Consider the following 13,502-nt stretch of genomic DNA (forward strand, 5'->3'; position numbering starts at 1 on the left):
TTTAAGACCATGAAATTCAGCATTAAAGAAAGCAACTTTTTACTTGACGATAAGAAAGTATTTTTACTCTCAGGGGAAATTCATTATTTCAGGATCAAACGAGAGCTTTGGGACAAACACCTCGAAGCCGCCAAAGAGGCTGGCCTGACGACGGTCAGCACTTATGTACCCTGGGCATGGCATGAGGAAGAAGAAGGCATTTTTGATTTTAATGGAAAAACTTGTCCTGAAAAGGATCTGCTGGGTTGGCTTCAGCGCTGTCAGGCTCATGGCCTGCATTGCATTGTAAAGCCCGGCCCTTTCATTTTGGCCGAATTTCGTGGGGCAGGGCTGCCAGACTGGTTTGTAGAGAAATTTGCCGACCAGGTAAAAATGCGCAAACGCAATGGCGATATCGTCCAAAGCGATGGTGTAAACCTTTTTCACCCTGTTTTTTTGGAAAAAGTGGCGCTTTGGTACGATCAGATCATGCCGCTGATCAGCGAAATGGAAATTTCAAAAGGAGGCCCTGTGATCATGATGCAGATTTGCAATGAGATTGGCGTCTTCTCATGGCTGACACACCAGGCTGATTATGGCGACGGAGTAAAGGAGCGTTTTGTCAAATTTTTAAAAAACAAGTTTTCAACTATCGCTGAATTGAATAGCCTGTGGGGGACAGATTATGCTGACTTTTCCCAGGTCGAACTTCCTCCCGACGGCAAACTGCCTTACAGTTCAAAAGGTGATCGTGGTCGTGATTATGAGTGGCATCTTTTCTGGCGAACTTATTATGGCGATTATCTCAGAATGTTGGCGAAGATGGCAAGAGACCGCGGGGTTACAATTCCATTTTACCACAACCTCCCGGGCTGGATTTATGGTAGCGGTTACGAATTTCCGGTCAACATCACCATGTATGAGGATTTGTTTGAGGAAAAGAGTGAAATCATTTTCGGAGTGGATCACATCCCGGAATTCTTGTCGTACCGCAACATGCACGACGACCGGATTATCAACGATATCACCCGTGCGATGCAGGGTAACAAACCGCTTTTCGCTGCCGAATTTCAGTGTGGCTCCCGCGAATACCACGTGGTAACCAACCCGCGTGAAATGGAACTTTTTTACAAAGCAAGCGTGGCCAATGGCCTTGTGGGTTGGAACTATTACATGTTTTCGCAGGGAAGAAATCCTAAGCGAAAAGGCTATTCCGGAGAGACTTTTTATTGGTTTAATCCCCTGACGCCGGAGGCTGAGCGGACAAGCGCTTTCCCTTTGGTTAAGCGGATGAATAGCATCATCAAAACATCCGAAAGCTTCATTGTTAGTGCTAAGCGAAAAGCTGAGATTTGTGTACTTTTCTATCCTCCCTACTACGCCACCGAACTGGAAAGACCTGAAACTGGCGCCAGCAGTCTGCAATTTAACGCGTCATCCATCCGTCGGCCTGCTTATTTTGACGGCCTGCTTAAAGTGCTCCAGGTGCTGAACATTGATTATGATATGGTTGACCTCACAAAAGCAACCGCCGACAACCTGTCCAATTACAAACAGGTCTGGGCTTTCAGCACCGATGAAATGAATGCGAAAGATCAGGAAACATTGGTTAAATACACAAAACGCGGCAGCAACCTGATCATTTTCCCTTACCTGCCCGATCGCGAAATGTCTCAAAAACCTTGCACCATCCTTCGTGATGCACTTCAAATTCACCCGTCAGGAAGCGAAATCATTGACTCGCCTTTGGTTGATATTTTTGATCTGAAAGATATCAAATGCGCCAATCCACAAATCATTTATGATGAAAAACAAATTGGCGATGCAGAGGTGATTGCAAGGACGATCAATGGTACGGTTTGCGGATTTGTAAAAAAACTTGGAACCGGAACCGTGATGCACCTGGGAACCTGGATCGGATTTGATACCGAAGGCCACAAACCGGTGTATGAAGCTATACTGAAAAAATCAAATGCCAGACTGAGGCAGGCATCAACAAATAACGAAAATGTTGCTGTCAGGGAGCGCTTTACAGCAGAAAATACTGCCCTGCTTTTTGTCGGAAATTATTACAACGAAGAGCAATCCGGAACGGTGAATTATTCTCATCCCGAAAGCGGCGAAAGCATCTCCATCCCTTATTTTCAGAAGGCGGGTCTATGGCCCGCGCTCTACGGCGTATTATCACCGGTTTGTCTCGAAATTGCATCTGGACTGAAAATCCTTCATTGTACATCTGATATGTTGAAAATTCAAAAAAATGGTGATCAGGTGGAAATTGAACTTTATGGAGATCGCGATTTGGTCGGGGAAATTGTTTTTGAAGGAGAAAAAGCTTTACTGATTAAGTCGGCAACCATTGATGGCGAGCCGGTTAAAAAGAATTTTGACAAGAATCGGGTAGTTTTCAATTACCCGCACAAACATAAAAAGGAATTTACCCTGGTTATTGATTTGTAGCCGTTGGAGCCAACATACAATCAGTTTAATTTTTGAGTAAAAAACGTTGATGAACATGAACATTAAGAACACCTTAGGACTAAATATTGAATTTCTTGAAAATGGCTCTATTAAAAGCATACAAGCCGACCCTATCCGGATTGGTCTGAAAACCACGACAGCTTATTCAAAACCTGGAGCCACCATTTATCTCAGAAAGAAAGCACAGCCTTTTGAGTTTGTTTCTCTTTTTGGTGCTGAAAATAGCCGCTTTTCGAAAGTTTCAGAAGATGCCATTGTTTCAGTTGGTAGCTGGAAGGAGATTGATTTCAGGTGCACACTCAGGCTTTCACAGAAAAGTAACAGTTGGCAGATTACTGTAGATATCGTCAACTCCTCTGAAAGTCAAGCTGAACTTGACCTGATTTATGTGCAGGACGTTGGTCTGAAGCCGGTTAACTCCGGGTTGATCAACGAATATTATGTAAGCCAGTACCTCGAAAGACGGGTTTTAGAAGACAAGAAATTTGGCGCTGTGGTCTGTTGCCGGCAAAATATGAAAGAAGCCGGCGGGCATCCCTGGTTGATGCTGGCCTGTAAAAATGGTGCAATCACCGGAAGTACCGATGGAATGCAGTTTTATGGCAAAACCTGCCGTGAAACAGGAATTCCGGAAGGCTTGCTAACGGACAGGCTTCAGGGAGAATATGCAGGAGAATCGCCGGTTGTGGCCTTACAGGAGCAACCTTTTAGACTGATTGCCGGAGAAATGCATCAAAGTGTTTTTGTGGCACATTTTTTACCAGATCACCCTTTGGCCACTTCAGAAAAGGATTTGATGCACCTGCCCGAAATTATTGCTGAATTTGAAAATGAAGTCACCTTTCCTGATCCTGTTGAATGGCTTGTTCCTACAAGAAATCTTTTCAATAAAACTACCTTTCTGCCGGCGGAGAATTTGAATGAGGAGGAGCTGACCACTTTTTTTGGAAAAGAGCGCCGGCATCAGGAGCAGGAAAATGGACAATTACTTTCATTTTTCAGCAACAAAAACAATCATGTCGTGCTGAAAGCAAAGGAGACCCTGGCCGACCGACCACATGGCCACATCATGCAGGCCAAAGCCGGTTTAGTGCCTGATGAAAATATTGTTTCCACAACTGCCTTTATGTTTGGCGTTTTCAATTCACATCTCACACAGGGAAATACCAATTTCAACACATTGCTTTCGGTGTGTACCAGCCAGTTTAATCTTTCACCTGAATCGGGTCAGCGGATTTTTGTCCAAATCAATGGTATTTACTATTTGTTAGGCATTCCGTCAGCTTTTGAAATGGGGTTGAATCATTGCCGTTGGATTTACAAGCATGGCCTTCATTGCTTTCAGGTACGCACCTGGACATCCAAAACTACGCCTCAGGTCAACCTGGATTTCAAAGTGATCAGTGGCTGTGATTTGGAACTGTTGATCACCCATGATTTTGATGAACTCAACGGATGGAAAGTAACACATGGAAAAACAGCTGATGAATTTGTAATTCTGCCAAAGCAAGGAAGCATGATCACCGGCAGATTTCCTGATGCACAATTCAGGATTATCGTTCAGAGTAATCGTACTGATTATGAGGTCATCAATGATGAAAAGTCATTCTCCGGTCAAAAATCCTACCCTGGTAATTTGTTTACACTTAAAGTAAAGCAAACCTCAGAATTTTGCCTGAGTTTTCTTGGTGAGGTCAACTCAACCTCTAATTTGATCAACATTGAAAATGCCGATAAACAATGGCTTTCAGATTGTCAGGAGGCAAGGACTGCCTGGCAGGAAATGAGTTCAAACCTGAGTTTGGAAAGTCAGCATGAAGACATTAGGGCCATCAGCGAAATATTGCCCTGGTATGGTATGAACGCCATCACCCATTTCCTGACTCCTTACGGGCTGGAGCAATTTAGCGGGGCAGCCTGGGGAACACGCGATGTTTCTCAGGGTCCGCTGGAACTTTTACTCACGCTGGGAAAATATGCTGAGGCTAAAGAAGTGCTGCGTATCATTTTTTCAAACCAAAACACCGATGGAGGCTGGCCGCAATGGTGGATGTTCGACAGTTACGCTGAAATCCGTGCCCACGATTCCCACGGTGATGTAGTTTACTGGTGCATCATTGCTTTGAGCAATTATATCAAAGTCACTGGCGACGTAAGCATCCTCAGTGAGCAGCTTCCGTATTTCAACAGCCAAGAAGTTACACCGCTCAGCGAACACATGGAGAGGTTGCTCGGGATGATCACCGGGTCTTTCATCCCAAATACTGCATTTGTCCCTTTCGGCGGCGGCGACTGGAACGATTCGCTGCAACCGGTTAATAAGGAACTTGCTGAGCGACTGATATCAAGCTGGACGGTAGAAATGAATTACCAGGCTTTTACTGAGTACCGGCAAGTTTACGCAAAAACAGGCCAACACAAAAAGGAGAAAGAGCTGGCAGCCACTTGCGACATAATCAAATCCGATTTCAACAAATACCTTGTAAAAGATGGCGTGGTGGCTGGCTATGGTCTGGTTGAAAATGACGGTACTATCAGCGTGTTGCTGCACCCGCGTGATAAAACAACCGGCATCAGCTACAGTATTTTACCCATAGAACGCGGCATCCTGAGCGGAATTTTTTCGAAAGAACAGGCAGTAAAACATCAGGAACTGATTGAGCAACACCTTACAGGGCCGGATGGCGCCCGCCTGATGGACCGTCCGTTGACATACAAAGGGGGAATCCAGACCATTTTCCAACGGGCAGAAAGCAGCACTTTCTTTGGTCGTGAAATTGGTCTGATGTATATTCATGAACATATCCGCTATGCTGAATCCCTGGCCCTGACAGGCAACGCCGATGCTTTTGTGAAAGCGCTCCGTCAGGCCATTCCGGTCGGCTACAGAGATATTGTCCCATGCGGGGATATTCGTCAGGCCAATTGCTATTACAGCAGTTCCGATGTGGCTTTCAGCAACCGTTATGAAGCTGATGAACGTTACAACGAGATCAAAACCGGCAATTTCACACTTCGTGGCGGCTGGCGCGTCTATTCCAGCGGCCCGGGGATTTACATCGGAATAGTGATCACCAGGTTGCTTGGACTGCGTATTGAAGCTGACCAAGTTATCCTTGATCCGGTTATACCCAAATCATTTGATGGATTTTCTGCCTCAATGAACTTCCTTGGCTATCCCATCACCTTTATTTACCGGATTAAAGAACATTGCTTTAATCCAAAGGTCATCATGATTAATGGAAAGACAGCCGCTTTTGAGTTAGAAGAAAATAAATACCGCAAGGGTGGAGCAGTTTTGCAGTTGGAGCAGTTCAAAACCATGCTTGATCAGAAGGAGAACATCGTTGAGATCGTTTTATAAAAATTTGCTCTGTTATGAGATCTAAATTGCATTTGCTGATCGTTATCTGTTTTTCACTGCTGGTGGTTGGATGTTCCTCAGGGAAAAAGCAACCTGTAAATGAGGAGATGGAAGATTTTGTTGAGGGGCTGCTTGCACAAATGACCCTCGAAGAAAAGATCGGACAAATGACCCTGTTTGCCGGCGACATGGATCAAACCGGTCAACTGAAACGCAAAGACATTGAGGAAGACATCAAACTGGGCAGAGTAGGAGCAATCTTTAACAATTACGGAGCAATTAACACCCGCAGGCTTCAGGAATTTGCGATAAAGAACACCCGCTTGAGAATCCCTCTGCTCTTTGGACTTGATGTGATTCATGGTTTCAAAACAATTTTTCCGGTTCCACTCGCTGAAGCTGCAAGTTGGGATTTACAAGCCATTGAAAAATCAGCCCGCATTGCAGCCATCGAAGCCAGCGCTGTGGGGTTAAACTGGACATTTGCGCCTGTTTGTGATATTTCCCGTGATCCTCGTTGGGGTAGAATTGTGGAAGGCGCCGGCGAAGACCCTTATCTCGCTTCCCTGATCGCACGTGCAAGGGTTAGAGGATTTCAGGGTGAAAATTTGAAAGCAAACAATACCCTGGCAGCATGCGTAAAGCATTTTGCTGCCTATGGCGCTGTTCAGGCCGGAAGAGAGTACAACAGTGTGGATATGTCGGAACGTATGTTGCGCGAGGTTTACCTGCCTCCGTATCAGGCAGCAGTTGATGAAGGTGCTTTAACGCTGATGACCGCTTTCAATGATCTGAATGGCGTTCCGGCATCAGCCAGCAAGTTTTTGTTGACCGATATTTTGCGCAATGAATGGAATTTTGACGGTTTTGTGGTGACCGATTATACTTCCATCATGGAGTTGATACAGCATGGCGTGGCAACAGATGAAGCGCAAGCCTCTGAAATTTCGTTGAAAGCCGGAGTGGATATGGATATGCAGTCAGGTTTTTTTCAGAAGGAACTTGCTAAACTGGTTGAGCAAAATATCATTGAAGAAGAACAGATTAACACCGCTGTTCGGCGAATTTTAAAAGTTAAATATCAGCTGGGTTTATTTGAAGATCCTTTCCGCTATTGCTCCGATGAGCGGGAACAAAACGAAATCATGGCGCCTGAGTTTCTTGAAGCGGCCAGGGATATAGCCAGGAAATCCATCGTTTTGCTAAAAAACAAGAACAATTTGCTGCCTTTATCAAAAGAACTCAAAACCATTGCCGTGATTGGCCCTCTGGCTGATGCCAAAATTGAGATGAATGGCAGTTGGGCTGCAGCCGGTGATAGATCAAAGTCGGTTACTTTACTGGAAGGGTTGAGAGCGAAACTACCCGAAATGAATCTGATTTTTGCCAAAGGTTGTGAGATTGACGGAACTGTAACCGATGGATTTGCGGAAGCCATCGCAGCGGCCATGCAGTCCGAGGTGGTCATTCTTGCAATTGGTGAAGCCGCCTCGATGTCCGGAGAGGCTGCCAGCAGGTCTGACATTGGGTTGCCGGGCGTTCAGCAGGAACTGGTCGAAGCATTACACAAAACCGGAAAACCCATCGTAGTTGTGCTGATCAATGGCCGGCCTCTGACGATCAACTGGATTGATGAGAAAATTCCCGCCATTATTGAAGCCTGGTTTCCCGGAACTCAAGGCGGCCATGCCATTTCCGATGTGTTGTTTGGCGATTACAATCCATCGGGAAAGTTGCCGGTGACCTTTCCAAAAAATGTAGGTCAGATTCCCATTTACTACAGCTCGAAAAATACCGGGCGTCCATTTGATCCCAAAAACAAATACACATCCCATTACCTCGATGTCTCCAATGATCCGCTGTACGTTTTTGGTTATGGACTGAACTACACTACTTTTGAGTATGGAGAAATCATGTTGGATAAAAATTCCATGACTGACTATGAGACCCTCGAAGTGTCGGTTGAAGTAACCAACACAGGAAAAATCGCCGGAGAAGAGGTGGTGCAGCTTTACATTCAGGATGCAGTTGCTTCTCTGACAAGACCTGTTAGGGAACTCAAAGGCTTTAAAAAAATAATGATTGAGCCAGGTCAGTCTGTAACAGCGACATTTACCATCAAACCGTCTGACCTGGCTTTTTATGATCAGGACATGCATTTTACTGCTGAAAAGGGAGAATTTCGTATTTATATTGGGGGTAATTCACGTGACACAAAGTCAGCAGTTTTTGAACTTAAATAATTTTTTGTGGCTTTTTGTACTGAATAATTAGCTTTGCACAAAAAAATTCTGCCCTATGACATTCTCTACCATTGACTACATCGTTTTTGGAGTTTACTGCTTCATCATCATCGGACTGGGTTTGTTTATTTCGACCCGGAAAAAAAGAAGCGAAACCGATTCAAGTGATTATTTTCTTGCCGGCCGCGCACTGCCGTGGTGGGCTATCGGCGCTTCGCTGATCGCCTCCAATATTTCAGCCGAACAATTCATCGGCATGTCAGGTTCGGGCTTTGCCATCGGTCTTGCCATAGCCTCCTATGAGTGGATGGCAGCATTAACCTTGCTGATTGTTGCTGTTTTCTTTCTTCCCATTTTCCTGAAAAAGAAAATTTTTACCATGCCACAGTTCCTTGAAACCCGTTTTGACAAAAGGGTGAAAACGGTGATGGCTATCTTTTGGCTGATCGTTTTTGTATTTGTCAACCTTACTTCCATTCTTTACCTCGGTGCACTTGCCATGGAACGCATCATGGGTGTGCCGATGTTTTACGGAATCATCGGGTTGGCGGCTTTTGCAGCGCTTTATTCCATTTACGGCGGATTGAAAGCCGTTGCATGGACGGATGTAGTGCAGGTAGTTTTCCTTGTCGGGGGCGGATTGCTTACCACTTATTTCGCATTGAATTATCTGGGTGGCGACCGTGGATTCCTTGAAGGATTCAGGCAATTGCTCGTGATGGTGCCCGAAAAATTTGACATGATTCTCGAAAAAGGCTCAATGATGGTTCCCGATGGGAAAGGTGGTCTGAAGGATGCTTATCTTGATCTTCCCGGTATCAGCGTGCTGATTGGCGGGATGTGGGTGGCCAACCTCTACTATTGGGGTTGCAACCAGTATATCATCCAGCGCGCACTGGCAGCCAAAAGCATCCGCGAAGCACAGAAAGGGCTGGCCTTTGCAGCTTACCTGAAAATATTGCTCCCATTGATTGTGGTCATTCCCGGAATTGTTGCTTACGCCCTGCAGGCTGACATTGCCAAATCGGATGAAGCTTACCCCTGGCTGCTCCATAGTTTTGTCCCTTCAGGAGTAAAAGGGCTTGCTTTTGCTGCACTGGTGGCCGCCATCGTCAGTTCGCTCGCATCCATGATGAACAGCGTAAGTACGATCTTTACGATGGACGTTTACAGGGAGTATTTTAATAAACATGCATCAGAACAGAAGCTGGTTAGAACCGGTCGGATGGTGAGCACAGGTGCGCTGCTGATCGCCATTTTTATCGCCCCCTTGTTATCCAATCTTGACCAGGCATTCCAATACATACAAGAATTCACCGGGTTTGTAAGCCCTGGTGCGCTGGCTATTTTCCTTGCCGGATTTTTCTATCGGAAAGCCACATCCAACGGCGCTCTGGCGGCAGCTATCGGAACTTTCGCCTTTTCATTGCTGTTCAAGATTTTCCTGCCAGAAATGCCCTTTATGGACCGGATGGGTATTGTTTTCCTGCTCTGCGTCGGGCTAATTTGGCTGTTTGCCATCCTCCAGGGGAGCAAGGTGCATACCAAAGCGATCACTATTCATAAATCGCAATTCCACACCGACAAGGCTTTCAAGGTGGCTTCTGTTGGTATCATCATTATTCTGATTGTCCTTTATGCTGTTTGGTGGTAAACGATATTTTTGATAGAGAAGAGTTTAAAGGTCACACTTTATGATCGTAGATATAGGTCGCAAATATACCTCTTCGTTAAATGAAAATTCGCAGTCAGCAAATATTGTATTGCAATAGAAAATTCAAACATCACTTTTATGAAAAATCCTTTATTTAAAAAAATCCTACAGCTCCTGGCGCTCATCGGCCTGCCACTTTTATCCTGCGCCCAGAAATCTCTTTTCGAGAAAGCAGTATTTGTCAGCGATTCAGACACGCTTCCTTACAGAATTTTGTACCCGGATGATTTCGATAAATCAAAAAAATATCCACTTCTTCTTTTTCTGCATGGGTCTGGTGAACGGGGAAATGATAATGAAGCACAACTCAGGAATGGCGTTGATTTTTTTGCCACTTCCGATAACCTGAAAAACTTTCCCGCAATTGTGCTTGTCCCGCAATGTCCTGTTGAAGATTATTGGTCATCGGTAGAAAGGACTTTGGATGAAAAGGGAAACCGGAAGTTCAATTTTTCTGAAGAATTGGAGCCAACCCCCATCATGCATTTGCTTACCGATTTCCTGGAGGAATACCGCCTAAAACCATGGATTGACCTTGACCGTTTGTATGTTGGCGGCCTTTCGATGGGAGGCATGGGTACGTTTGAATTGTTAGCCCTCAGGCCCGATTGGTTTGCAGCTGCCTTTCCGATCTGTGGTGGCGGAGATCCGGAAAGCGCTGTAAAATATGCCGGAAAGACTTCCCTCTGGATTTTCCATGGCGAGGTTGATGATGTAGTCCCTGTTGTCCGCTCCGTCGAAATGGCGGATGTAATCAATGAAGCCGGAGGTGACGCCCGGCTGACCATTTACCCCGGGGTTGGACATGCCAGTTGGATAAATGCGTTTAAGGAGCCGGAGTTACTGCAGTGGGTTTTTTCGAAAAGGAAAAAACATTAAGACAAAAGGGTGGATCTGCCTGGTCAGCTTACTCAGAAAACCCTAATATTGAGACTTCTTATTGTAAAATCAACTTTATCACTTCCTGCTGATGGCCGGCACTGATCCTTGCCAGATAAAGTCCTGGCTTTAATTGACCCGATTTCCATTCGAGAATCTGATTTCCAGGTGACATAAACTGACTTTGTTGATTGATTATCTGGCCTTTGGAATTATAAATATCGATCGAAACTTCCAGATTATCAATCAAATTAAAGGTAAATAAAAAATTTTCTTTCGAAGGATTTGGGGAAACCCTAAACCAACCACTTGATTGATAAATTCCTGGTTCCTCAATCGAAGTGTTGAGCCATTCCGGTTTTTCAATTTTCACGCTCGAAAAGAGTTTGTATTCTCCAGGTTCCAAACTAACAGTAATGGTGTTGTTTGGGACACTTAACTCCGACTGGGTATAAAATTCATACCAGGTTCCCTGGCTTGGCCAGTTGGGGGTTACAGTTGTGGCGGTCGTTCCGAAATTTCCCAGGACTACGACATTCATTGAACCATGTTTTAGGATGATGGACTTACTTGAGCTTGTCACGTTCAGGGTAAAATCGGTTGTGCTGAACACATCATGAGTGTTTTTAAGATCAATCAGCGCAGCGTAAACATTGAACAGATAAGCACGCCGCCAGTCATCCAGGTAGAACCAGCGAATAGGTTTTGGACCTGTCCGGCCATTAAAATCAATGTCCACATCATAACCATATTCGCCAAACTGCCAGATCATTTTTGGTCCCGGAATAGTAAAGAAAAAGTTAGCAGCCAGTGCCATACGCTGCAATGCAATGGTGGTGTCTTTTGTGCTGTAACCTGCTGCACTGGCGCCATAAAGGTAATTTTTATAGAGCAGACGCTGCTCATCATGGCTTTCCATATAGCCCATGACGTGTGGATCGTTCCAACCGCGCTTTTTATAAGAAATCCATGAAAAATCGGAGTTGGCGTTATAGCCCATCGTGGCTTCATTGTAATTGTAGTTGAGGTTACCCCACAACATCATCCCGTTGTTGGAAAGTACGGTTTCTTCAGAGTTATCGGCGAAATGCTCAAGGATGACGTAAGCATCAGGGTTAGTCTCCCAAATGGCTGCAGAATAGTCATTCCAGATATCAATCCTTGTCTGATCATAATTCCCCCATGCCCCTGTATTTCCTAGCGTATTTTTCTGGGTAAATCCTTTTGAAAGATCGAACCGGAAACCGTCAACGTTGTATTCGGTAAGCCAAAAGTCGTTGACCCGCTTGGTGAATTCTCTTGTAGCCGGGCTTTCGTGATTAAAATCGAAACCAACGTTAAAGTCATGTTTTGCGATTGTGTTGTAATATGGGCTGTTACCGGCAGGGCGATTGTTGGCTTGATCCCACCAAAGCATCACATTGGGAGAAGTACCGAAAGAGTGATTAAGCACCATATCCAACACCACAGCAATTCCATTGGCATGACATTCGTCAATAAAGGCTTTCAGCGTGTTTTTCGGACCGTAATATTTATCAACGGCAAAGTAGTAATTCGGATTGTAACCCCAGGAAATGTTTCCTTCAAATTCGTTAACTGGCATCAATTCAATCACATTCACGCCAAGTCTTTTGAAATACCCAATGGTATCAATCAGGCTCTGGAAAGTATGCAGCGCGGTGAAATCGCGCACTAAAAGTTCATAAACTACCATGTCCTCAACTGCTGGTGGGGTAAAATTTGTAACCTGCCATTCGTAAGGCTCTTGCGCTGTCTGCAACACAGTAGCTATGCCTGACGTCACTCCGCTGGGATAGCTGATCAGGTTGGGATAGGTGGCATTGTTGATATACTGGTCATTCCAGGGGTCGCTCACCTTCTCGGCGTAAGGATCGCCAATCCTGATTTCACCATCAACCTCGTATTGGAAAATGTATTCCTGACCTGCAACCAGGTTGTTAATTTGAACCCAGTAACGGTTGCTTTCAGTAGTTTTTTTCATGTAGAAATCCTCGTTGTGCTCCCAATTATTAAAATCACCGAGTACGAACACAAAACTTTTGAAAGGAGCATAAAGAGAAAGTAAAACGGTGTTGTCGTCGATATAGTTAATCCCGTCAACCATCCCAGCCGGCAAGTCGGCAATTTCGGGTGCGGGAATAACGAAATAAATGAAAGAAGCAGAAATTGAATTTTCCTCATTTTTTGCAACCACTTCTACAGGAATATCCTGCCAATAACCTGCAGTGCTTGTTGCAATGATTTCATAGTTAATCTGAATTCCTTCAATGGCCAAATGAAGTTCATTGTTAACATAGAGAAACATTGAATCGGCCTGTGGGCTGGCAGCTACAACGGGCAAAATCTCATTTTCGACCATCATTACCCTGTCGCTTGCCGGCTGGCTGATGATGATGCTCAATCCGGCTTCGAAAACATCTACAAACAGATCAGCAGATTGGGTTTGGCTATCAGCGCTTCTGAAAACGAAAGCCATCTTCCGGATGATCTCACTGGCCGGCACTCCATAAAATGCCCTGATATTTGGTGCAATGGTCAGGGTGTATTTTTTGTTTCCAATACTCGTAAGTTTTGGTTGGGTATCATTGTTATTCCAACTCCCGATCACATGCTGCCAATTAGTGTTTCCTTCAATGATTACGCCCGTGTGTGTGTAAACATCCCCGCTATAATTTTCGAGTGGTGTACCGGTTGCATCAAATGTTAGGAGCACCTGATCCATGTCTGTCGGGTATTCAGGAACAGTAGTGATCTGACTGTATGAGAAAAGATAACATAACAGCACTGTAAGGGTTAGAAATAGCTTTTTCATTGTGTAAAA

6 protein-coding genes are annotated in these 13,502 nt (G+C 44.9%); 5 read left to right on the forward strand and 1 reads right to left on the reverse strand.

Annotated features, from left to right (window positions below):
• The first annotated feature begins 9 nt into the window (after positions 1–9).
• From IH598_10940 to IH598_10960, 5 genes are all read left to right on the forward strand, one after another.
• Positions 10–2,439: a beta-galactosidase gene (locus IH598_10940; protein MBE0639025.1), complete on the forward strand. Its 2,430-nt coding sequence runs from the start codon at positions 10–12 to the stop codon at positions 2,437–2,439.
• Between the two features lie 55 nt (positions 2,440–2,494).
• A complete protein-coding gene (locus IH598_10945) occupies positions 2,495–5,824 on the forward strand; it encodes a hypothetical protein (GenBank protein ID MBE0639026.1) in 3,330 nt (1,109 codons plus the stop codon).
• Between the two features lie 14 nt (positions 5,825–5,838).
• A complete protein-coding gene (gene bglX, locus IH598_10950) occupies positions 5,839–8,067 on the forward strand; it encodes a beta-glucosidase BglX (GenBank protein MBE0639027.1) in 2,229 nt (742 codons plus the stop codon).
• A gap of 55 nt (positions 8,068–8,122) precedes the next feature.
• On the forward strand, positions 8,123–9,721 hold the full coding sequence (locus IH598_10955; GenBank protein MBE0639028.1) for a sodium/sugar symporter: 1,599 nt from the start codon (positions 8,123–8,125) through the stop codon (positions 9,719–9,721).
• A 138-nt stretch (positions 9,722–9,859) separates the two neighbouring features.
• Positions 9,860–10,660: a dienelactone hydrolase family protein gene (locus IH598_10960; GenBank protein MBE0639029.1), complete on the forward strand. Its 801-nt coding sequence runs from the start codon at positions 9,860–9,862 to the stop codon at positions 10,658–10,660.
• A 58-nt stretch (positions 10,661–10,718) separates the two neighbouring features.
• Here IH598_10960 and IH598_10965 read toward each other — a convergent pair whose 3' ends face one another.
• Positions 10,719–13,493 (reverse strand): T9SS type A sorting domain-containing protein, encoded by a 2,775-nt coding sequence (locus IH598_10965; GenBank protein ID MBE0639030.1) that lies wholly within the window; start codon positions 13,491–13,493, stop codon positions 10,719–10,721.
• Positions 13,494–13,502: the final 9 nt, after the last annotated feature.

The sequence above is a fragment of the Bacteroidales bacterium genome, assembly GCA_014860585.1.
Classification (GTDB): Bacteria; Bacteroidota; Bacteroidia; order Bacteroidales; family 4484-276; genus RZYY01.

Excerpts from the sequence above, each read along its gene's own strand:
- IH598_10965 (MBE0639030.1), bottom strand. The coding sequence starts at position 13,493 with ATGAAAAAGCTATTTCTAACCCTTACAGTGCTGTTATGTTATCTTTTC.
- IH598_10960 (MBE0639029.1), top strand. The coding sequence starts at position 9,860 with ATGAAAAATCCTTTATTTAAAAAAATCCTACAGCTCCTGGCGCTCATC.
- bglX (MBE0639027.1), top strand. The coding sequence starts at position 5,839 with ATGAGATCTAAATTGCATTTGCTGATCGTTATCTGTTTTTCACTGCTG.
- IH598_10940 (MBE0639025.1), top strand. The coding sequence starts at position 10 with ATGAAATTCAGCATTAAAGAAAGCAACTTTTTACTTGACGATAAGAAA.
- IH598_10955 (MBE0639028.1), top strand. The coding sequence starts at position 8,123 with ATGACATTCTCTACCATTGACTACATCGTTTTTGGAGTTTACTGCTTC.
- IH598_10945 (MBE0639026.1), top strand. The coding sequence starts at position 2,495 with ATGAACATTAAGAACACCTTAGGACTAAATATTGAATTTCTTGAAAAT.